We start from the raw sequence: 20,641 nt of genomic DNA, 5'->3' as shown, positions 1-20,641 counted from the left end.
GGTATGAACATGTCATTGAATCCGAATAACGCACTGAATTTCTCCGGCGGCCCAGGCGCGCTGCCTGAGGTGGTATTAAACCAGGTCCAACAGGCGATCATTAATGTCCCTGAGGCGGGGCTGTCCATTCTGGGTATCAGCCACCGTTCAGACTGGTTTGAAAATGTGGTGCGTGAAACCGAAAACAATATCCGCACGCTGTTGGGCCTGCCTTCCAACTACCATATCCTGTTCCTGCAGGGTGGTGCGACACAGCAGTTCTCTATGGTCCCGATGACCATGCTGCGGGGGAAAAAACATCCGGCAGAATATTTTGATACCGGCTACTGGAGCCGTAAAGTGGTGACCGAGGCCATGCGTGAAGGCCCGGTTCGCGTCATCTGGAGCGGTGAGGAACATGGGTATCGCCGTCTGCCGACCGATGAAGAGTTAGATTTTTCGCCGGACGCTCCGTACATTCACTATGTCTCCAACGAGACGGTAGAAGGTCTGCAGTTCAATCGTATTCTGGGCCGCGACGACGTGCCGCGCGTCTGTGACATGTCTTCTGACTTTTTGTCTAAGCCGTGTGAGGCCGATAAATTCTCGCTGATTTATGCCCATGCGCAGAAAAACATTGGTCCGGCCGGCGTTACCATCGTACTGGTTCGTGACAGCGTGGTACAAAACGCCCCGGATAACCTGCCGTCATTCCTGGATTATCGCCGTCAGGTTGAGTCACACTCGAACTTCAACACCCCGCCGGTCTTCGCAATTTATGTTGTACTGCTGGTCACACGCTGGCTGCTCAATGACGTCGGTGGGCTGGAAAATATGGCTCAAATCAACCAGCAAAAAGCGAAATTGCTGTATGGCCTGATTGACGGCAGCAATGATTTCTACCGCCCGTGGGGTGAAGCGGCTTTCCGTTCTGATATGAATGTTGCGTTCAATTTGCCGACGAAAGAGCTGGAAGCGTTGTTCCTGAATGAAGCGACGGCCGCTGGATTCTCCGGCCTTGGCGGTCACCGCGCGATTGGCGGCGTACGCGCTTCAATCTATAACGCGCTGACGCTCGGTGCGGTAGAGAAACTGACCGGCTTTATGGAAGATTTCCGCTTTAAACACCACGCGAAATATTGATTCGCCAGCTCCACTGCTGCTCCGGCAGCAGTGGAGCGTCACGACAGGTTACACCTGTGCAGGGTCTATCTCCGGACGCTGATATTCCGGCCATACCAGCACGACCAGTTCCGGGTAGGCTTCCATGCTGAACTCGCGAAAACACTGGCGCAGGTTCAACACATCAAGGTCAGAGTGCATCACTTTTTCGCCGTTTAAACAGCGCTTTTTAATATTGTCATAATACTTGTAGACGGCAGAATTGAGATCGCTGCAACGGCGCTGCGCCTCAAATAACCCAGGTACACTATTTATCTCCGCCATGTTCATGCGTTTAATCGTCGCATGAAGAAAATCGATATATTCATGATTCACACGCCAGTACCACACCGGGGTAATGGCATTCATTAGCATTGCGAAATGGTCTTCGCCCTCCTCTTTGGACAGAGGCTTAGCTTGCGGCGCCAACGTTTCAGTTTCAGCTATGGACGGCTTTTTATTGTTTTCGCGCATCAATAAAAGTACGCCGCCCGTTAACAGCAATAAAATGACAACAGAATAATAAATACTGTTCATATGCAGGCTCCATTTTTTTTGATTTTAAAAGTGCGCCATGATATTGTCAACGAACCTCACGCCTGAACTTCTCCTACCTTATTGATATTAAAGGATATTAGAAATGCTCCCCGAGAATCTTGTCCCGGCTCGATTTCACATTTCCGTTACGGAAACAGAACCGGGAGAAGCAGAAAAAGACACGAATTTAACTCAGGGAAAAAGAACGCTCTCTGATTATGCCAGCGATATATTAGCGAATGCCAATCGTACCGGTCAGTCGCGGAATATGTTGCTTGAAGAGCGCGATCGTCATATAAAAGATCGATTATATCGTGTGGTAAAAATCGAAACTTTTGCCCGACTGCTGAACGATTTGCAAGCCGAAGGCGAGATTGATGCACAGACATTAAGCCAAATAATTTCCGAAAAGACCAAACAAATTAATGAAGCAGGAAATGAAATTTGGCTTAATCTCATTACCCGCGAAAAAGATACGCCTTTGTTTTATAAGCTAGGGGATGAATGACGTGGAGAAAATAGATAATAACGACGTTTATTTGACTTTAGACAATCAACCCAGCGACGAATTTATCTTAAAGCAAAATATCGATGCACTGATTCAGAGTAAGAACGCCACCATACAGCGTATTGCCCATGAGCTCATCTCTATCCCTGCGGCCCTTGTACGACTCAAGTGGCAAAATCGCCGGGAAATCTACGCCTTTCAGGTAAAAGAAGAGATCTATGGTGCGACCATAAACGCTATCGTGGAGGAGCGCCCTGAACTGCTGGAAAAAATAATGGCCAGGCTGGAAGCCAATTACCAGCATATCCTTGCCAGAGAGACAGCAACACTGCGTATCAGTCGTAAGCTTGCCGATGAAGAATACCGTACCGCGGTTGTGACGACCGTTGCGCCTGAGGAAAAACCTGCGTCAGAAGACGCTGCAACGCCCCCCACGTCAGAGCCTGCGCAAGCAGCGAAATAACCTTATAATCCCTCCCCTTATTATCAATAATTATTCACCCTATTTGACTATTCACTGAATCATTCCCGTTGTATTGGTTTACGTATTCTCAGGTTAACATCCCCTGAAATAAGGTGTTATATCGTCGGCTGAGCAGAACCCGGAAAACAAAAAGGCCGACCCGCAGGCCAGCCTTAATAAGCAAACGCGAAGGTTACTTCGCGGCTGCAACCTCTTCGCCGACCAGGCCAATTTTGAGATAGCCCGCGCGATGCAGAGTATCCATCACCTTCATGATGGTTTCGTAATCAACCGTCTTATCCGCACGGAAGAAGACCGTCGTGTCTTTCTTCCCTTCGGTGATGGCATCAAGCTGATTCACCATCGTTTCGTCAGTCACCGGATCGTTACCAATGAACATGCTGTTATCCGCTTTGACGGACAGGTAAATCGGTTTTTCCGGACGCGGCTGCGGCTGACTGGTTGAAGCTGGCAGATTAACTTTCACATCTACCGTTGCAAGCGGCGCAGCCACCATGAAGATAATCAGCAGAACCAGCATAACGTCGATAAACGGCGTTACGTTGATTTCGTGCATTTCGCCGTTATCGTCGAGGTTTTCATTAAGACGCATTGCCATGGGGCATCAACCTACTCGTAGTTTCTGGGCGGCGTGAACGGGTTTTGCAGCGGCGCTGGCAGCCAGATCCAGATCGCGGCTTTGCAGCAGCAGAACCTGTGCGGCAACATCACCCAGCGTCGCTTTATAACCACCGATCATGCGGGCGAAGATGTTATAGATAACCACCGCAGGAATCGCCGCCACCAGACCGATCGCGGTGGCCAGCAACGCTTCCGCGATACCTGGTGCAACCACAGCAAGGTTAGTGGTCTGCGTCTGGGCAATACCAATGAAGCTGTTCATGATACCCCATACGGTGCCAAACAGCCCCACGAACGGGGAAATAGCGCCAATTGTCGCAAGATAACCATTACCACGGCCCATATGACGGCCCGTAGCGGCAACGCGACGCTCAAGGCGAAAACCAGTACGCTCTTTAATACCTTCGTTATCTTCGCTACCCGCGGACAACTCCAGCTCATTTTGGGCTTCGTTAATTAACTGCGTGCTGAGGCTTCTGGCATGGAAAGCGGAGGCGATGTCACTGGCCTGATCCAGCGAACGGGCATCAGCCAGCAGTTGCTGTTCACGTTTAAGGCGGCGTTTATGCGCAATCATCTCAGCACTTTTACTAAAGAAGATTGCCCAGGTGACCACTGATGCCAGAATCAACCCGATCATCACAATTTTTACTACGATGTCGGCATGTTGATACATACCCCAAACGGAAAGATCCGCCTGCATCAAATTATTACCCACTGTGTATCTCCACGACGCATATCACAAAATCTGAGCATAATAATATCAAAACACCGTCGAATTGATAGTAGTTCTCATTAGTATTTACATACTGCCGCAATATTCCCGCTTTTTCCTTGCGCTCACGCAGTAAAAAAGTTTCATCGCCGAATATTCATAAAATTTTATGCTTTATCAGAACAGGCACCGATGCATCGTCTGGCATTCATGGTAGTCTGGACATCCAGACGTATAAAAACAGGTTAGGCGAACATGACGGCGAAGCATATTGATACCGCTCTGGTGAACGCGGGGCGCAGCAAGAAATACACGCAGGGTTCGGTGAATAGTGTCATTCAACGGGCTTCCTCCCTGGTTTTCGACACTGTCGAAGCGAAAAAGCAGGCCACGCGTAATCGCGCAAAAGGCGAGCTTTTTTACGGGCGTCGCGGCACGCTGACCCATTTCTCGTTACAGGACGCCATGTGTGAGCTGGAAGGCGGCGCGGGATGTGCCCTTTTCCCGTGTGGCGCAGCGGCAGTGGCAAATACCATTCTGGCGTTTGTAGAACAGGGCGACCATATCCTGATGACCAATAGCGCCTATGAACCAAGCCAGGATTTTTGTACGAAGATCCTCACCAAACTCGGCGTGACCACCAGCTGGTTTGACCCGATGATCGGCTCAAGCATTGTGCGTCTGATTCAGCCCAATACGAAAATCGTGTTCCTCGAATCCCCAGGCTCCATCACCATGGAAGTTCATGACGTACCGGCAATTGTGCAGGCGGTCCGAAGCGTTGCGCCAGAGGCGATCATTATGATCGACAATACCTGGGCGGCAGGCATTCTCTTTAAAGCCCTTGAATTCGATATCGATATTTCTATTCAGGCCGCCACCAAATACCTGATTGGCCACTCTGATGGGATGATCGGCACAGCAGTTTCCAACGCCCGTTGTTGGGATCAACTGCGTGAGAATGCCTATCTGATGGGGCAAATGGTCGATGCGGATACGGCGTATATGACCAGCCGTGGCCTGCGTACCCTTGGCGTACGCCTGCGTCAGCATCATGAAAGCAGTCTGAAAATCGCCGAGTGGCTGGCTTCGCACCCGCAAGTCGCGCAGGTTAACCATCCGGCGCTGCCCGGGAGCAAAGGTCACGAGTTCTGGAAGCGCGATTTTAGCGGTAGCAGCGGCCTGTTTTCTTTCATTCTGAACAAGCGTCTTAACAATGAAGAGCTGGCGGCATACCTCGATAATTTCTCACTGTTCAGCATGGCCTACTCCTGGGGTGGGTATGAATCATTAATTCTGGCAAATCAACCGGAACAGATCGCGGCTATTCGTCCTGATGGTGGCGTGGATTTTAGCGGTACTCTGATTCGTGTTCATATTGGTCTGGAAAATGTAGATGATTTAATTGAAGATTTGGCCGCAGGTTTCCAGCGTATCGTTTAAATTGTTAACTGCCAGTTGAAAATTCTGATTACGCTAGCAGAATACTCTGTATTAATTGCGCCTGGGATCAAGGTGTTTCGGGCGATAAGCAGGTACAATAGCCTTCTCTAAGCGGTACCACAGGAAAGTCCATGGCTGTAATTCAAGACATTATCGCTGCGCTCTGGCACCACGACTTTGCAGCGCTGGCGAACCCACATATTGTTGGCGTCGTCTATTTCGTGATGTTTGCCACACTCTTTTTAGAAAACGGATTGCTTCCGGCCTCGTTTTTACCCGGGGACAGTTTGCTTTTATTGGCTGGCGCACTGGTGGCGCGTGGTTGCATGGACTACCTGTCGACACTCCTGATCCTGACGTCTGCCGCCAGTCTGGGCTGCTGGTTAAGCTACCTGCAGGGACGTTGGCTGGGGAATACGCGAGTGGTGAAGAGCTGGCTGGCGCAGTTGCCGGAGAAATATCACCAGCGCGCAACCTGCATGTTTGACCGTCACGGTTTGCTGGCGCTGCTGGCCGGGCGTTTCCTGGCTTTCGTGCGTACTCTGTTGCCAACCATGGCCGGAATTTCAGGCTTGTCCAGCCGCCGCTTTCAGCTTTTCAACTGGCTCAGTGGCCTGCTGTGGGTCGGCATGATCACCACGCTGGGCTATGCCATTAGCATGATCCCCTTCGTCAAACGCCACGAAGATCAGGTGATGACATTCCTGATGATTCTGCCCCTTTTCCTGCTGGTCGCCGGGCTGGTGGGTACGCTGGCCGTCGTGATTAAGAAAAAATACTGCAGCGCCTGATACCTTTCCTTTTTCCTTCTCCCAAAAGGAGAAGGAAAATCAACCCGCTTGCATCATGCGAATTCTCGCAGCATCTTCCCCCGGCGTGACGCCAAAATAGCGTTTAAACTCGCGGCTGAATTGTGACGGGCTCTCATACCCCACACGAATGGCCGCAGCACTGGCTTTCATACCATCATGGATCATCATCATTCGCGCTTTGTGCAGGCGGTAGCTTTTAAGGTACTGCAACGGCGAGGTGCTGGTCACCGACTTAAAGTTATGGTGAAACGCAGAGACGCTCATATTGGCTTCCGCCGCCAGTTCGTCGACACTCAGGTTTTCCGTGTATTGACTCTCAATGCGTTTCAGCACCCGGCTGATTAAGCTGAAATGGGTCTGGCGACTAACCAGCGCCAGCAGTGCGCCGCCACGCGGCCCAGTGAGCACGTGATAGAGCAGCTCACGAATGATCTGTTTTCCCAGAATACGGGCATCCAGGGGGCGTTCCATCACGTCGAGTAAACGCTCCGCCGCACACAGGATCTCTTCGGACAGGGTGGCAGAGTTGATGCCGCTTGCCGCCATCGCAGGCTGAAAAGATTCATCCTCGCCAATATCCATCAGCAACTCCTGTAGCTGCAGAATGTCGACGTTAAGGCGTACCCCCGCCAGCGGAACCTCCGGCGTTGCATAGGTCTCACACTCAAAGGGTAAGGGTACGGTAAGCAGTAAATATTCATTGGTATCGTAGCGAAATACACGCTCGTTGATATAACCAATCTTATGGCCGGAGAAGAGAAAAACGATCCCCGGTTGATACATCACCGGCGTGCGGGTTCCCGGTTCAGTACCATAAAGTAAACGGATATCCGGAAGCAGCGTACTGAAATAGTTTTCATTATTTTTCAGTAGTTTTACTTTTTGCGTTAGCGCCTGGCAAATCTCGTCACGGTTCATAGCTCGCCGCTCCTTCACTGTTTTTCGACCGCTACAGTGTGCAATCTTTTGTGCGGTTTCTCCAGCAAGCTGGAGAAACAGGCAAGACATCGGCAGAAATGTGCATTGAGAGGAAAGCCCACCACGGCCACAATCATTGCCATCGGGCAGCATACTGCCTGCTCATCAATCACCCACATAAAGGGAACGAGCAATGAACAACTTTAATCTCCATACCCCTACCCGCATCCTGTTTGGTAAAGGCGCGATTGCCAATTTGCGTGAACAAATCCCGGCAGACGCTCGCGTCCTGATTACCTACGGTGGCGGTAGCGTGAAGAAAAACGGTGTGCTGGATCAGGTGCATAGCGCGCTGGAAGGTCTGGATGTGCGGGAATTCAGCGGTATCGAACCCAATCCGTCTTACGAAACGCTGATGAAAGCCGTCAAAATCGCGCAGGATGAAAAAATCACCTTCCTGCTGGCGGTCGGCGGCGGCTCAGTGCTGGATGGCACCAAATTCATCGCTGCAGCGGCGCATTACGCGGAAGGCGTGGATCCGTGGGAAATTCTGCAAACTTACGGCAGCAAAATCACCAGCGCAATCCCGATGGGTTCCGTGCTGACGTTGCCGGCAACCGGCTCTGAATCCAACAAAGGCGCGGTTATCTCCCGTAAAACCACTGGCGATAAACAAGCGTTTATGTCTGAACACGTTCAGCCGATTTTTGCCGTGCTGGATCCGGTTTACACCTACACTCTGCCGCCACGCCAGGTCGCTAACGGTGTTGTGGACGCCTTCGTGCATACCGTCGAGCAATATGTCACTTACCCGGTAAACGGCAAAATCCAGGATCGTTTCGCTGAAGGCATTCTGCTGACGCTGATTGAAGAAGGTCCGAAAGCGCTGAAAGAACCGGAAAACTATGATGTCCGTGCCAACGTCATGTGGGCGGCCACCCAGGCGCTAAACGGCCTGATTGGTGCGGGTGTGCCGCAAGACTGGGCGACCCATATGCTCGGCCATGAGCTGACGGCAATGCACGGTCTTGATCATGCCCAGACGCTGGCGATAGTACTCCCTGCCCTGTGGAATGAAAAACGCGACACCAAGCGCGCCAAACTGCTGCAATACGCAGAACGCGTCTGGAATATCAGCGAAGGTTCTGAAGACAGTCGTATCGATGCCGCTATTGAAGCAACCCGTGGTTTCTTTGAGCAGATGGGTGTGCCGACGCGTCTGTCCGGTTACGGTCTGGACGGCAGTTCTATCCCTGCGTTGCTGGCAAAACTGGAAGAACATGGCATGACAAAACTCGGTGAACATCAGGATATTACTCTTGAGGTCAGCCGTCGCATTTACGAAGCGGCACGCTAAGCTTTTTACTCCGCTGCCTTTCGTTTTTGGACTTTTCGTCCAGACTTAATGCACACAACCTTACCGGGACTTGTCCCGGTAAGCTCATACAGGAGGAATGCATGACACATCCAACCGTGATTAAGCTTTCGGACGGCAACCTGATGCCGCAGCTGGGTCTTGGCGTGTGGAAAGCGGGCAATGAGGAAGTGGTTTCCGCCATTCACAAAGCGCTGGAAGTGGGCTATCGCTCTATTGATACCGCTGCCGCGTATAAAAATGAAGACGGCGTCGGCACGGCATTAAAAAGTGCAGGCGTTGCGCGTGAAGACCTGTTTATTACCACAAAACTGTGGAATGACGATCAGAAACGCCCACAGGAAGCATTGCAAGAAAGCCTCGATAAACTGCAGCTCGATTATGTTGATCTCTACCTGATGCACTGGCCGGTTCCGGCTATCGATCACTATGTTGAGGCCTGGAAAGGAATGATCAAACTCCAGGAACAGGGGCTGGTGAAGAGCATTGGGGTATGTAATTTCCAGATTCATCATCTGCAGAAGCTGATCGATGAGACGAACGTGACCCCGGTTATCAACCAGATTGAACTGCACCCTCTTTTGCAGCAGCGCCAGTTGCATGCCTGGAATGCCACGCACAAAATCCAGACCGAATCCTGGAGCCCACTGGCACAGGGCGGCGAAGGGGTATTTGACCAGAAAATTATCCGCGAGCTGGCGGATAAATACGGCAAGACCCCTGCACAGATTGTGATTCGCTGGCATCTGGACTGCGGTCTGGTTGTGATCCCGAAATCTGTCACTCCGGCGCGCATTGCCGAAAACTTTGACGTCTGGGATTTCCGTCTCGATAAAGACGAACTGGCCGAAATCGCTAAACTCGATCAGGGTAAACGTCTTGGCCCTGACCCGGATCAGTTCGGCGGCTAATGCCTTTTACTCTCCACCCGCCCGGCGTCCATGCCGGGCTTTTTTTTGCTCTGAAATCAGAAACATCAGGAAACAATTTAGCCCTATTCTTATTGTGTATTTGTTCACATTTGTAGCGCAGCATAATTTATGCTGAAACCACATAATCACTTGTAATGATTATTTATTCGCGATGTTTATTTACACCATGAATAGGGATGACTTTATGGCCGAAAAAACCACGTCAGGAGTCCGATGGCTCCCTTTAATTATTATCGTTGCTATCGCCACCGGCCTCTGGCAAGTAGCCCCTCCGGAAGGACTCAGCGCCCAGGCCTGGCATTCAGCTATTGTCTTTGTCGCAACCATTGCCTCGATCGTCGCGAAGGTGCTGCCCATTGGCGCTGTCGGCATCATCGGTATCACCGTGTTCGCCCTCACCTACGCCGCGGGTGATAAAACCGCTAATGGCGCTATCCTCACGGCATTAAGCGAGCTGAACAGTTCACTTATCTGGCTTATCGTCGTCGCCTTTATGATCGCCCGTGGTTTTATCAAAACCGGGCTTGGTCGACGCATCGCACTACAAATGATCCGCCTGCTCGGTAAGCGCACGCTTGGGCTGGCATATGGTCTGGCGTTTGCCGATCTGATCCTCTCCCCCGCCATGCCAAGTAATACCGCACGCTGCGGTGGGGTCATCTACCCGATTGCCGACTCACTGGCCCGCAGCTTCGACTCTCGCCCGGAAGATGAATCGCGTAGCAAAATCGGTACCTTTCTCATTACCTGTATCGGCAACGTTAACGATGTCACCGCCGCGCTGTTTATGACCGGCTATACCGGTAACCTGCTGGCGGTGAAGCTGGCGGCAAACGCAGGCGTCACGCTGACCTGGGGCGGCTGGTTTATCGCCGCGCTGGCCCCCTGCGTTGTCTCCTTGCTTATCGTACCGGTATTGGTTTACTGGATAACGCGTCCGGAAATCAAACACACCCCGGATGCACCCGTCCTGGCGCAGCGTGAGCTGGCATTGATGGGGAAAATGAGCCGGGGCGAATGGCTGATGCTCGGCACCGTCCTGCTTCTGCTGATACTGTGGATCTTCGGTGATGCGCTGGGGGTGGACCCGACAACCGCATCTTTTGTTGGCCTGTCGGTACTGTTACTTTCCGGAGTACTGAGCTGGGAAGATGTGAAAAGCGAGAAAGGGGCCTGGGATACGCTGATCTGGTTTGCGGCGCTGCTGATGATGGCGAACCAGTTGAAAAAACTGGGCTTCACCACCTGGTTTGGCGGCGTGATTGGTGAAAGCATCGGAAACGCAATGGGTGGCACCAGTTGGGTGATTGTACTGTTGCTGCTGAACGCCGCCTATTTCTATACCCACTACTTTTTCGCCAGCGGTAATGCGCAAATCGCCGCACTGTACGCCGTCTTCCTCGGCGTGGGTATTCACCTGAATATTCCCGCCGCACCAATGGCGCTGATGCTGGCGTTTACCAGTAGCCTCTATTGCTCTCTGACGCAGTACACCCACGCACGTGGTCCTATTCTGTTTGGCGCCGGTTACGTGCCAACAGGCACCTGGTGGCGAACAGGGTTCTTGATTAGCCTGTTCAACCAGGCTGTGTTTATGACCATCGGCCTTGTCTGGTGGAAAATGCTGGGGCTGTACTAATGAGTCCTTTTAGCCCGGCTTGAGTGCCGGGTTGATTTCCACCGACTCACTCTGCCGTGCGGGATGACTGTATTTCTTTATACGGCACCCGCTGGCAGATATCCGGCGTTGTGCCCTCTTTATCCGTTGGCAGTTGCGTTTCAGGTAGCGTACACAGTACACCCACTTCCGACGGACCCGAGCCGTAAGGTCCACTCAACCCATATGAGAGCAACACATCGTATTGCTGCCCCTGCGCACTGATAAGCAAGCGGGAAAGGTTAATCTTGTCGATTGGCCCAACGGGTAAAAAGAACGACCATTCATGCTCGCCTGCAAAAGCGAAGAAGCCCTTGCTATCGGTTACGGTGCTGGTCCCTGGACGATAGCTTTTCAGCGTAATAGTGGCCGCGGGTATGGGTTTTCCGCTGCTATCCACCAGGCGGCCTTCCAGTGCGGGTTGAGACTGGGTGTATGCCACACACCCGCTTTGTAATAGCGCTAAAAGCGCGATACCCGGCCAGAATCGTGTTGCCATCACTCGCTCCTTGAATTCAGATAAACATCTCTTCGTATATGAAGACTTACGCCTGCACAAAGGCAATGCTACTCTGGGTACAGTGCCCCACAAGAAGAATCGACTATGCGAAAACTATTGGTATTGCTTTTTATTTGCAGCTTTTCCGCGTTTGGTGAATCTCCTCAGCGTAGCGTGGAATTGCTCTATCAGCACTATAAGGATAATCAAGCCGGGGTCATTTTTGATGCTTCCGGCAAAGATCAGGTGATTTCCAGTCGGCTCATGAAAGAGGTCGCAGAGGATCAAAGGCTGACGGCGGAGGGAGATGTAGGCTATTTGAATTACGATCCTATCTGCGGTTGCCAGGATTATGACAACCTGGTGCTGGAGCAGGTCGATATCGTACCCCATGATAGTCAGCACGTTGACGCGGTGGTCCGCTTCCGCCCATTCAGCGATGGGCCGGAGACCGTTACACAGACGCTCTCCCTGGTGGATGAAAACGGCCGCTGGTTGATTGACGACATCGTCAATGAAACCCAAAGCTTATATCAGGGGATTAAAGAGTATAACCGCGAGCGACAGCAGGAAGCGCTGAGCGATAAAGCGGACGAAAAACATGTCACCAGCACACCTTCTTCCCAGCCTTCTCCCTAGCAGAGTGGCAGGCAAGTTAGCGCGTTCCCGGATGCGGCGCAAGCGCCTTATCCGGGCTACAGCCCCTCTCCCGAAGGGTAAGGGGCAGGTGAATCGTTAGCTCGCCTTACGCTTCACCGCTTTTTTCGCGTTATCGTTTTTCATTACGCCGCTTTTCACAGTGCCACTCTTCACAGCACCCGTTTTCACAGCATCACTTTTCACTGCGCCGTTTTTCGCAACGCCACGCTTTGCGGTTTCGCTGCGTGTGGAACCGTTCTGACGCTGATGAACAATCGGGGTGTGTTTAGTCAGCGCCGGACGGGTATTACGATTCTGGCGACGCGCTTCACGCATTTCATCCAGCGTCGGGGCCGGTACCAGACAATCGCGACGTGAACCGATCAGGTGCTTTTTACCCATCTCTTCCAGTGCCTGACGGATCATCGGCCAGTTCGCCGGATCGTGGTAACGCAGCAGCGCTTTATGCAGACGACGCTGTTTGTCGCCCTTCGGCACCACCACATCTTCACTCTTATAACCAATCTTACCGAGCGGATTTTTCCCGGTGTAATACATGGTCGTTGAGTTAGCGAGCGGTGACGGATAGAAGTTCTGTACCTGGTCGAGGCGGAAACGGTGGCGTTTGAGCCACAGCGCCAGATTGACCATATCCTCATCGCGCGTACCGGGGTGAGCAGAGATAAAGTACGGGATCAAATACTGCTCTTTACCGGCCTGCTTCGAGAAGGTATCGAATAGCTCTTTGAAACGGTCATAGCTCCCCATGCCCGGCTTCATCATCTTAGACAGCGGCCCTTCTTCGGTATGTTCCGGGGCAATCTTCAGATAGCCACCCACGTGGTGCGTCGCCAGCTCTTTAATATAACGCGGATCTTCTACGGCGATGTCGTAACGTACCCCGGATGCGATCAGAATCTTTTTGATGCCTTTCAGATCGCGTGCGCGGCGGTACAAATTGATCGTCGGCTCATGGTTGGTATCCATGTGCTGGCAAATATCCGGGTACACACAGGACAAACGGCGACAGGTTTGTTCCGCGCGCGGCGACTTACAGCGCAGCATATACATGTTGGCCGTTGGGCCACCCAGATCGGAGATGACGCCGGTAAAACCCGGAACCGTGTCGCGAATGGCTTCGATCTCGTTGATGATCGAATCTTCCGAACGGCTCTGAATAATGCGCCCCTCGTGTTCGGTGATCGAACAGAAGGAACAGCCACCAAAGCAGCCGCGCATAATATTGATGGAGAAACGGATCATTTCGTACGCCGGAATACGGCTGTTACCGTAGGCCGGATGCGGAACACGCTTGTACGGCAGAGCAAAAACACTGTCCATCTCTTCGGTAGAAAGCGGGATCGCTGGCGGATTAATCCAGATGTAGCGATCGCCATGTTTTTGCATCAGTGCACGAGCACAGCCGGGGTTGGTTTCATGATGCAAAATACGCGAAGCGTGGGCATACAGCACTTTGTCGCTTTTGACCTTCTCAAAGGAGGGCAGTAGCACGTAGGTTTTTTCCCACGGTTTCGGACGCGGTGGCTGAACAACGACAGCTTTCGCTTCGGCTTTCTTCGGCTCGACAGGTTTGTTGTCCGCGCACGGCAAATCTTCACCGTAGGGATGCGGAATCGGGTCGATTTTACCCGGCATATCAATAATACGTGAATCCACGCCGCTCCAGCCCGGCAGCGCTTCTTTCACCATGATCGCGGTGTTACGGACATCGCGAATCTCTGAGATAGGCTCTCCCTGTGCCAGACGGTGCGCCACTTCCACCAGCGGACGCTCACCGTTACCGAACATCAGCATGTCGGCTTTGGAGTCCACCAGCACCGAACGGCGCACGGTATCGGACCAGTAATCGTAATGGGCGGTACGGCGCAGGCTCGCTTCAATGCCCCCGAGGATCACTGGCACATCTCTCCAGGCCTCTTTGCAACGCTGGGTATACGCAAGCGTCGCGCGATCCGGACGTTTACCCGCCACGTTATCCGGGGTGTAGGCATCGTCATGGCGCAGCTTACGATCCGCCGTATAGCGGTTGATCATCGAGTCCATGTTGCCTGCGGTCACGCCGAAGAACAGGTTTGGTTTACCCAGACGCATAAAATCGTCTTTGCTGTTCCAGTCCGGCTGGGCAATGATGCCAACGCGAAAGCCCTGAGCTTCGAGCATACGACCACAGATAGCCATACCGAAGCTCGGGTGATCGACATACGCATCGCCGGTAACCAGAATGATGTCGCAGCTATCCCAGCCGAGTTGATCCATTTCATCGCGGGACATAGGTAAAAACGGAGCCGGACCAAAGCAGGCCGCCCAGTACTGGGGCCATGAAAAAAGGTCGCGATCCGGCTGGATCAGGGATATTGCGCTCATCTTGCTTCCAAAAAGTGGCAAAAAAATAAACAAAGGGCGTGGATTATACGCTGGATCAATACATGAAATGAAGGAATATGTGTGGGGTTTTCGCCTCAGAACCCGAAGAGGATATAGCCCGGATAAGGCGTTTACGCCGTCATCCGGGAACGCTGTCGGGCGACAGAGTAGCATTCATATCGACTAGGCCGCCGGGTTCACCAGCAGTTGACCAATCGAGCCGCGATCCGCCATCTCCAGGGTCTGACTGCCATACTGGAACGGGAAATGCGGCCATGACGGTTGCCCGTAATAGACCAGCAACTCCACCTGGCCATCAACCCACACGGTATCTTTCCAGCCACGATCTTCCGGGAACGGCATTGCGCCATTGACATTACGCACCTGGAACTGTACGCCTTCCATATGGAATGATTGCGGCATGTCCGCACGCACTGTCCAGCGCTCCCAGGAGCCCTGCTGAGCGGTAATGTCGATACGCTGCGGATCCCACAGTTGCCCGTTGATCCCCGGATCGCTGCCCAGTGTAATATCGCGGCTGCGCACAGGCGTACCTGTCATGATGTCCGATGGCAAAAGCCGCATCGGTAAGGTATCGGTGACCAGTGGCAGCAGCCCGGTAGGCCGCAGCGTCAGTACGAGGGTCGAAATCAAAATACTGGAGGGCTCAAAAAAGCCGCGCAGACGATCCATGATGCCAGCCGCTTCACCGCAGGTGACGGAAACCTCATCACCGTTGGTCATATCAACCAGCACCTCACGACGTTCACCCGGCGCCAGCGCCAGTTGCTTGATCGACACAGGAACAGGCAAAAACCCCTGATCGCCGGAGATCACATGCAGGGGACGTCCGTCACTCATCTGCAACTGATAGCGACGAGAATTTGAGGCATTGAGCAGACGTAAACGCACCCAGCCGCGCGACACCTCGACAAACGGGCTTTGCGCGCCGTTGACCATCAGGGTATCGCCGACAAAGCCGCCGCTGCCTGGCTCGCTGTATTCCGGGGTACCAAAATTATCCAGCCGTTTATCCTGGATAATAATCGGGAAATCATCCACACCGTAGTGGTTCGGAATGGGCAGCGATTTGCTGACTTCATCTTCCACCAGCCACATTCCGGCGAGGCCATTGTACACCTGCTGTGCGGTACGGTTTGGCGTGTTGGCGTGATACCAGAGCGTGGCGGCACTTTGGCGAATCGGCAGCACTGGCGCCCAATCATTATTCGCAGTCATCATCCGCGCGGCACCGCCAATTAATGGCCCAGGCACTTGCAGTCCGCTCACCGTCATAGAGACATTTTCTGCCAGACGGTTGCTGTAAATCATTTTGACGTCATCGCCGCTCCAGACCCGGATTGTCGGCCCAAGATAACGCCCGTTAACTCCCCAGACCTGCGCGCGCGTTCCGGTGGCAAATGACCAGTGCGTACGCTGAAGAGTCAGGAAAAGCGGCTGTCCGCGACGGGATTCAATTAACGGAGGTATCGGCAGCGGCGGTTGCTGCCCGGCGGCGTTCGCCCTCAGCGGTATCGCGCCTGCGCAGAATGCAGCCCCGGATACCTGAATAAATTGACGCCGACTGAGTGACATAGTTGCTCCGTGTAAAAACTGAATAAACCGCGCGGGAAATCATTTCCCGGCATCAATATAGCAAAAAGACTAGACCCGTCCTGTGGCCTCGCGCTCAGCCACTTCTTTGTCCAGCTCATCGATTTTCGTTTTCATCAGCTCATGGCATTGCGCGGCCAGTTCACGAATCTGATCTTTACCGTAACCGGTGGTATCGATGGGTGGCAGCATTTCGACAATTACCAGCCCGTTTTTCAGGCGGTTAAGATTGATTTTATTCGACGTACCAGAGACACAAACCGGGATGATCGGCACGCCAGCGGCGATGGCCGCGTGGAACGCCCCCGTTTTGAACGGCAGCAACCCACGCCCACGGCTGCGGGTGCCTTCCGGGAACATCCAGACAGAAATATTGCGCTTCTGAATATGTTTCACCACCTGTGCAATGGTGCCATGCGCCTTTGCCCGGTTATTACGATCAATCAACAGGTTGCCCGTTAACCAGTAAAGCAAACCAAAAAACGGCACCCACAGCAGACTCTTTTTGCCGACGGTGACAGTTGGCGGTTGAACGATGTTAGACGCGGTGACCATATCGTAGTTGTTCTGGTGATTCGCGATATAGATAGCCTTGCCATGCTGCTCGTAACCCTGCGGGAAACGCTTTTCGACCTTTAAACCAAATACCGGAGCCAGGCGGCCAAACATATGCCCGAAGGTAGCAACATGCTTCGGATTACGTGGGCTGAACAGGCAGTAAAGAGAACCAAAGACACACACCAGAATGGAATAAATAACAACGATGATGAAGCGAACAATAAATAGCATAGCTACCTCGAAAACCCATCCCTATGTGCATAAACACTAGCCTGCAACACTCAGGCCTGGTTAGATGCGGGGTCGTAAAAACGTATTGTTAATCGCAACTCTGGAATAAACAACGCTTTTACGGGAAAAATTAGTCATTCCCCCACCGATGCGTGGGGGATGAATGCGGAACAATTACTCTTCGCTGTTTCCGACGCTGGGGCGGGACGGTGAATCAATCTCAACGCGGTCGATACGCTGCAAGCCGCGCATCAGCGTCCCGCGACGGCCACGTTCTCCCTGCACTTTCTGCAGTTCTTCCGGGCGCAGTTTGATTTTACGTTTGCCCACATGAATCGTCAGCGTGCTCTGCGGCGGCAGCAGGTAGAGATGCGCCAGGCCGTCTTCGCCTTTGGCGGCTTCCGCCGACGGAATGCCGATTATCTTGTTGCCTTTGCCTTTTGACAACTGCGGCAGATCCCCCACCGGGAACATCAGCATGCGGCCTGCCGTGGTGATCGCCAGCAGCATATCCGCGTCGTTTTCAATTTCCAGCGGCGGCATCACACGGGCGTTGTCCGGCAGACTGATCAGCGTCTTACCCGCACGGTTACGCGCCACCAGATCGTTGAATGTGCAGACAAAACCGTAACCAGCATCGCTCGCCATTAGCAGTTTCTGGTCTTCGTTGGTCATGACCATATGCTCAACAACGGCACCGGGCGGCAGGGTCAGTTTACCGGTTAACGGCTCCCCTTGCCCACGCGCGGAAGGTAACGTGATCGGGTCAATGGCGTAGCTGCGCCCGGTCGAGTCGATAAAGACCACCGGCTGATTGCTCTTGCCCTTCGCCGACGCTTTCCAGCTATCGCCCGCTTTGTAGCTTAAGCCCTGTGCATCAATGTCATGGCCTTTGGCGCTACGTACCCAGCCCATTTGCGACAGTACGATAGTCACTGGCTCAGACGGCTGCATATCGTGTTCGTTCATCGCTTTCGCTTCTTCGCGTTCATGCAGCGGTGAACGGCGGTCGTCGCCAAAGGAATCGGAATCCGCCTGCAGCTCTTTCTTGAGCAGATTATTCATCTTGCGCTCAGAGGCAAGGATAGCCTGCAGTTGATCGCGCTCTTTTGCCAGCTCGTCCTGCTCGCCGCGAATTTTCATCTCTTCGAGTTTGGCGAGGTGGCGTAATTTCAGTTCGAGAATGGCTTCGGCCTGGGTCTCGCTGATGCCAAACCGCGACATCAGAACCGGCTTCGGCTCATCTTCGGTGCGAATAATATGAATCACTTCGTCAATATTGAGGAATGCTACCAGCAGGCCTTCAAGGATATGCAGGCGCTTGAGCACTTTCTCCAGACGATAATTCAGGCGACGACGTACCGTATCGCGACGGAAAGTCAGCCATTCGGTGAGGATCTCCAGCAGGTTTTTCACCGCCGGACGTCCGTCCAGACCGATCATGTTGAGGTTAATACGGTAGCTTTTTTCCAGATCGGTGGTGGCAAACAGGTGGTTCATAACCTGCTCCATATCCACGCGGTTGGAGCGCGGCACAATCACCAGACGGGTCGGGTTTTCGTGGTCGGACTCATCGCGCAGGTCATCCACCATCGGCAGCTTTTTGTTGCGCATCTGGGCGGCAATCTGCTCCAGTACGCGCGCACCGGAAACCTGGTGCGGCAACGCGGTAATCACCACGGCACCGTCTTCTTTTTTCCACACCGCACGCATACGTACGGAGCCGCGACCGTTCTCGTAAATTTTACGGATTTCAGTTCGCGACGTGATGATTTCTGCTTCGGTCGGGTAATCCGGCCCCTGAACGATATCCAGAATCTGGTCGAGGGTGGTTTTCGGCTGTTCAATCAGGGTGATCGCCGCTTTTGCCACTTCACGCAGGTTATGCGGCGGGATATCGGTCGCCATCCCGACCGCAATCCCGGTGGTGCCGTTTAGCAGAATGTTCGGCAGGCGCGCAGGCAGCATCTTCGGCTCCTGCAGCGTACCATCAAAGTTCGGAACCCAATCCGCCGTCCCCTGCCCCAGTTCACCCAGCAGCACTTCCGCGTATTTGGACAAACGGGATTCGGTATAACGCATTGCGGCGAAGGATTTCGGGTCGTCCGGCGCCCCCCAGTTCCCCTGTCCGTCAACCAGCGGATAACGATAGGAGAACGGCTGTGCCATTAAGACCATGGCTTCGTAACAGGCGCTGTCGCCGTGCGGGTGATATTTACCCAGTACGTCGCCCACGGTACGGGCGGATTTTTTGAATTTGGCGCTGGCGCTCAGCCCCAATTCAGACATAGCGTAAACAATGCGACGCTGAACAGGTTTCAGGCCATCACCGATAAACGGCAACGCACGGTCCATGATGACGTACATGGAATAGTTCAGATACGCGTTTTCCGTAAATTCATGTAGCGCAAGGCGCTCTGCCATATCGCTCATTAAGTGTGATTCCTCAACATGTGCGTCCGCCTTTTCGGCGGCAATATTGCCGCAGATACTACCCTATCTGTGACGTTAAGGCATAGTGATGCGCGTACAAAACCTATCGCGCCGGGGGACTTTCGCCTGTTCAGGCATCTGGCGGCTACCGAAGGCTGGTGGCCGCGTCAGGCTTACACGAGAGGAAGGTAAATATCGGTCTTGAGTTCGTGCTCAGGCACCTGATGCACAAAATTCAGATAGTGGAAAAAGACCGGGAAATCGCGCACGGTTTCGCCACTCTCCGGCAGCCAGTGCCGAAAGAGGTGATACACGCTCTCCCCCACGGAGTCGAGCGAGCCATGATGACGGATGACCGCGCAGCGCCCGCCGGGGATTTCGCCATTTTCGACGCCAAACGTATTTGCCGGTACTGCCTGCTCCACGGCCGCACAAATATCAAAGCGGAATGCGTCGGCAGGCACTGACTCGGGATCGTCCCATGCAATACCGTATGTCGGATAACGCTCAACCGGCGAAAGACCGCTACTTCGCCGCCACTCAATAAATGTCGCGGCGCTGGCATTCACCTGTGCCGGGTCGCCCCGGTGTTTTAGCATCGCCACTGGCGTGGTCGGAAACAGGACTATGTTGATCTCTTTCATCGTTCGCTCCTGAGAAACGTTTTTCGGTACGCGTTGGTGCCAGTTCACCCAGTCCGGTTCACGACGAAACTGACGGGGACTGGCGCCTAACGCCGTTTTGAAGGCGCGACTGAACGACTCCGGATTTTGAAAACCCGCATCCAGGGCGATATCGATAATTTTATCGTGCGGATTAAACGCCAGTCGCCACGAGGCGTGACGCAGCCGCAGCCACTGGATATAGCGATAAAGCGGCATTCCGCTCCAGGCTGTAAACATCCGGTGAAAGTGAAAAGGCGAGCAGTGCGCAATCGCACTCAATGCCTCCAGTGATAAGGGCTCATCCAGATGACGTTCAATGTAGTGACAAACCATTCTGAAACGTGCTGAATAAACCGCCTTACGCGTGTCGTTCATCGCATCCTCCTGAGGCGCTACTTTGGCGGTTCGACGAAGGTTAATCCTGACCGATCTTGCGCAATACGCGCAGTCGCTTTAGTCCCACTCCGAAAGCGAT

At 53.2% G+C, this 20,641-nt stretch carries 19 protein-coding genes; 9 read left to right on the top strand and 10 right to left on the bottom strand.

From position 1 onward, the window contains the following. Nucleotides 1-9: 9 nt before the first annotated feature. The gene (locus ACS0RQ_RS03970) at nucleotides 10-1,122 is read left to right on the top strand and encodes a phosphoserine transaminase (RefSeq protein WP_039078071.1); all 1,113 of its coding nucleotides are present in this window, start codon (nucleotides 10-12) and stop codon (nucleotides 1,120-1,122) included. A gap of 48 nt (nucleotides 1,123-1,170) precedes the next feature. On the opposite strand, the gene ACS0RQ_RS03965 is transcribed toward ACS0RQ_RS03970, so the two are convergent. Further along, entirely contained in the window at nucleotides 1,171-1,677 is a 507-nt protein-coding gene (locus tag ACS0RQ_RS03965; RefSeq protein WP_039078072.1) for an ESA_00282 family adhesion-associated protein, read from the bottom strand. A 103-nt stretch (nucleotides 1,678-1,780) separates the two neighbouring features. Between ACS0RQ_RS03965 and ACS0RQ_RS03960 the strand changes: the two genes are divergently transcribed. Both ACS0RQ_RS03960 and ACS0RQ_RS03955 read left to right on the top strand, forming a co-directional pair. Then, nucleotides 1,781-2,185, top strand: a complete 405-nt coding sequence (locus ACS0RQ_RS03960; RefSeq protein WP_039078073.1) for a hypothetical protein — start codon at nucleotides 1,781-1,783, stop codon at nucleotides 2,183-2,185. After that, nucleotides 2,178-2,648 (top strand): cytoplasmic protein, encoded by a 471-nt coding sequence (locus ACS0RQ_RS03955; RefSeq protein ID WP_420372481.1) that lies wholly within the window; start codon nucleotides 2,178-2,180, stop codon nucleotides 2,646-2,648. Before ACS0RQ_RS03960 ends, ACS0RQ_RS03955 begins: the two co-directional genes overlap by 8 nt. Nucleotides 2,649-2,841: 193 nt before the next feature. Here ACS0RQ_RS03955 and exbD read toward each other — a convergent pair whose 3' ends face one another. Continuing rightward, nucleotides 2,842-3,267: a TonB system transport protein ExbD gene (gene exbD, locus ACS0RQ_RS03950; protein ID WP_271849699.1), complete on the bottom strand. Its 426-nt coding sequence runs from the start codon at nucleotides 3,265-3,267 to the stop codon at nucleotides 2,842-2,844. Nucleotides 3,268-3,273: 6 nt separating this feature from the next. After that, nucleotides 3,274-4,008, bottom strand: a complete 735-nt coding sequence (gene exbB / locus ACS0RQ_RS03945; RefSeq protein ID WP_039078076.1) for a tol-pal system-associated acyl-CoA thioesterase — start codon at nucleotides 4,006-4,008, stop codon at nucleotides 3,274-3,276. A 252-nt stretch (nucleotides 4,009-4,260) separates the two neighbouring features. On the opposite strand from exbB, the gene metC reads away from it, so the two are divergent. Together metC and yghB are read left to right on the top strand one after the other, a co-directional pair. After that, the gene (gene metC / locus ACS0RQ_RS03940; protein WP_271849698.1) at nucleotides 4,261-5,448 is read left to right on the top strand and encodes a cystathionine beta-lyase; all 1,188 of its coding nucleotides are present in this window, start codon (nucleotides 4,261-4,263) and stop codon (nucleotides 5,446-5,448) included. 131 nt (nucleotides 5,449-5,579) lie between these two features. Beyond that, the gene (gene yghB / locus ACS0RQ_RS03935) at nucleotides 5,580-6,239 is read left to right on the top strand and encodes a DedA family general envelope maintenance protein YghB (protein ID WP_039078078.1); all 660 of its coding nucleotides are present in this window, start codon (nucleotides 5,580-5,582) and stop codon (nucleotides 6,237-6,239) included. Nucleotides 6,240-6,278: 39 nt separating this feature from the next. On the opposite strand, the gene ACS0RQ_RS03930 is transcribed toward yghB, so the two are convergent. Further along, the gene (locus tag ACS0RQ_RS03930; protein ID WP_271849697.1) at nucleotides 6,279-7,178 is read right to left on the bottom strand and encodes an AraC family transcriptional regulator; all 900 of its coding nucleotides are present in this window, start codon (nucleotides 7,176-7,178) and stop codon (nucleotides 6,279-6,281) included. Between the two features lie 193 nt (nucleotides 7,179-7,371). Here ACS0RQ_RS03930 and yqhD point away from each other — a divergent pair, with 193 nt between their 5' ends. The 3 genes from yqhD (at nucleotide 7,372) to ACS0RQ_RS03915 (ending at nucleotide 11,124) form a co-directional block, all read left to right on the top strand. Next, nucleotides 7,372-8,535, top strand: coding sequence for an alcohol dehydrogenase (gene yqhD, locus ACS0RQ_RS03925; protein ID WP_271849696.1), 1,164 nt, complete (start codon nucleotides 7,372-7,374; stop codon nucleotides 8,533-8,535). Nucleotides 8,536-8,636: 101 nt separating this feature from the next. Next, entirely contained in the window at nucleotides 8,637-9,464 is an 828-nt protein-coding gene (dkgA, locus tag ACS0RQ_RS03920; protein WP_039078081.1) for a 2,5-didehydrogluconate reductase DkgA, read from the top strand. Between the two features lie 205 nt (nucleotides 9,465-9,669). After that, a complete protein-coding gene (locus tag ACS0RQ_RS03915) occupies nucleotides 9,670-11,124 on the top strand; it encodes a DASS family sodium-coupled anion symporter (RefSeq protein ID WP_107223709.1) in 1,455 nt (484 codons plus the stop codon). 46 nt (nucleotides 11,125-11,170) lie between these two features. Here the strand turns inward: ACS0RQ_RS03915 and ACS0RQ_RS03910 are convergent, their stop codons facing one another. Then, on the bottom strand, nucleotides 11,171-11,641 hold the full coding sequence (locus ACS0RQ_RS03910; RefSeq protein WP_271849695.1) for a carboxypeptidase-like regulatory domain-containing protein: 471 nt from the start codon (nucleotides 11,639-11,641) through the stop codon (nucleotides 11,171-11,173). 105 nt (nucleotides 11,642-11,746) lie between these two features. On the opposite strand from ACS0RQ_RS03910, the gene ACS0RQ_RS03905 reads away from it, so the two are divergent. After that, a complete protein-coding gene (locus ACS0RQ_RS03905; protein WP_079497100.1) occupies nucleotides 11,747-12,280 on the top strand; it encodes a DUF3828 domain-containing protein in 534 nt (177 codons plus the stop codon). A gap of 96 nt (nucleotides 12,281-12,376) precedes the next feature. On the opposite strand, the gene ACS0RQ_RS03900 is transcribed toward ACS0RQ_RS03905, so the two are convergent. The 5 genes from ACS0RQ_RS03900 to ACS0RQ_RS03880 form a co-directional block, all read right to left on the bottom strand. After that, complete coding sequence (locus ACS0RQ_RS03900) at nucleotides 12,377-14,665, bottom strand: YgiQ family radical SAM protein (RefSeq protein ID WP_271849694.1); 2,289 nt, start codon at nucleotides 14,663-14,665, stop codon at nucleotides 12,377-12,379. 183 nt (nucleotides 14,666-14,848) lie between these two features. Then, nucleotides 14,849-16,261, bottom strand: a complete 1,413-nt coding sequence (gene ftsP / locus ACS0RQ_RS03895) for a cell division protein FtsP (protein ID WP_271849693.1) — start codon at nucleotides 16,259-16,261, stop codon at nucleotides 14,849-14,851. A 69-nt stretch (nucleotides 16,262-16,330) separates the two neighbouring features. After that, the gene (locus tag ACS0RQ_RS03890) at nucleotides 16,331-17,068 is read right to left on the bottom strand and encodes a 1-acylglycerol-3-phosphate O-acyltransferase (protein ID WP_271849692.1); all 738 of its coding nucleotides are present in this window, start codon (nucleotides 17,066-17,068) and stop codon (nucleotides 16,331-16,333) included. Between the two features lie 174 nt (nucleotides 17,069-17,242). Further along, entirely contained in the window at nucleotides 17,243-19,501 is a 2,259-nt protein-coding gene (gene parC / locus ACS0RQ_RS03885; protein ID WP_271849691.1) for a DNA topoisomerase IV subunit A, read from the bottom strand. 173 nt (nucleotides 19,502-19,674) lie between these two features. Continuing rightward, entirely contained in the window at nucleotides 19,675-20,541 is an 867-nt protein-coding gene (locus tag ACS0RQ_RS03880) for an AraC family transcriptional regulator (protein ID WP_271849690.1), read from the bottom strand. Nucleotides 20,542-20,641 lie beyond the last annotated feature (100 nt).

This window comes from Phytobacter diazotrophicus (genome assembly GCF_052061655.1).
In the GTDB taxonomy this organism is placed as follows: Bacteria; Pseudomonadota; Gammaproteobacteria; order Enterobacterales; family Enterobacteriaceae; genus Phytobacter; species Phytobacter diazotrophicus.
This window is presented reverse-complemented; position numbering and strand designations above follow the sequence as displayed.

Bases quoted from the DNA above. Each gene is read 5' to 3' on its own strand.
- parC (WP_271849691.1), bottom strand. From the start codon at position 19,501: ATGAGCGATATGGCAGAGCGCCTTGCGCTACATGAATTTACGGAAAAC.
- exbD (WP_271849699.1), bottom strand. From the start codon at position 3,267: ATGGCAATGCGTCTTAATGAAAACCTCGACGATAACGGCGAAATGCAC.
- metC (WP_271849698.1), top strand. From the start codon at position 4,261: ATGACGGCGAAGCATATTGATACCGCTCTGGTGAACGCGGGGCGCAGC.
- yqhD (WP_271849696.1), top strand. From the start codon at position 7,372: ATGAACAACTTTAATCTCCATACCCCTACCCGCATCCTGTTTGGTAAA.
- ACS0RQ_RS03880 (WP_271849690.1), bottom strand. From the start codon at position 20,541: ATGAACGACACGCGTAAGGCGGTTTATTCAGCACGTTTCAGAATGGTT.
- ACS0RQ_RS03890 (WP_271849692.1), bottom strand. From the start codon at position 17,068: ATGCTATTTATTGTTCGCTTCATCATCGTTGTTATTTATTCCATTCTG.
- ACS0RQ_RS03955 (WP_420372481.1), top strand. From the start codon at position 2,178: ATGAATGACGTGGAGAAAATAGATAATAACGACGTTTATTTGACTTTA.
- yghB (WP_039078078.1), top strand. From the start codon at position 5,580: ATGGCTGTAATTCAAGACATTATCGCTGCGCTCTGGCACCACGACTTT.
- ACS0RQ_RS03900 (WP_271849694.1), bottom strand. From the start codon at position 14,665: ATGAGCGCAATATCCCTGATCCAGCCGGATCGCGACCTTTTTTCATGG.
- ACS0RQ_RS03930 (WP_271849697.1), bottom strand. From the start codon at position 7,178: ATGAACCGTGACGAGATTTGCCAGGCGCTAACGCAAAAAGTAAAACTA.
- ACS0RQ_RS03970 (WP_039078071.1), top strand. From the start codon at position 10: ATGTCATTGAATCCGAATAACGCACTGAATTTCTCCGGCGGCCCAGGC.
- ACS0RQ_RS03915 (WP_107223709.1), top strand. From the start codon at position 9,670: ATGGCCGAAAAAACCACGTCAGGAGTCCGATGGCTCCCTTTAATTATT.
- ftsP (WP_271849693.1), bottom strand. From the start codon at position 16,261: ATGTCACTCAGTCGGCGTCAATTTATTCAGGTATCCGGGGCTGCATTC.
- ACS0RQ_RS03965 (WP_039078072.1), bottom strand. From the start codon at position 1,677: ATGAACAGTATTTATTATTCTGTTGTCATTTTATTGCTGTTAACGGGC.
- ACS0RQ_RS03910 (WP_271849695.1), bottom strand. From the start codon at position 11,641: ATGGCAACACGATTCTGGCCGGGTATCGCGCTTTTAGCGCTATTACAA.
- ACS0RQ_RS03905 (WP_079497100.1), top strand. From the start codon at position 11,747: ATGCGAAAACTATTGGTATTGCTTTTTATTTGCAGCTTTTCCGCGTTT.
- ACS0RQ_RS03960 (WP_039078073.1), top strand. From the start codon at position 1,781: ATGCTCCCCGAGAATCTTGTCCCGGCTCGATTTCACATTTCCGTTACG.
- dkgA (WP_039078081.1), top strand. From the start codon at position 8,637: ATGACACATCCAACCGTGATTAAGCTTTCGGACGGCAACCTGATGCCG.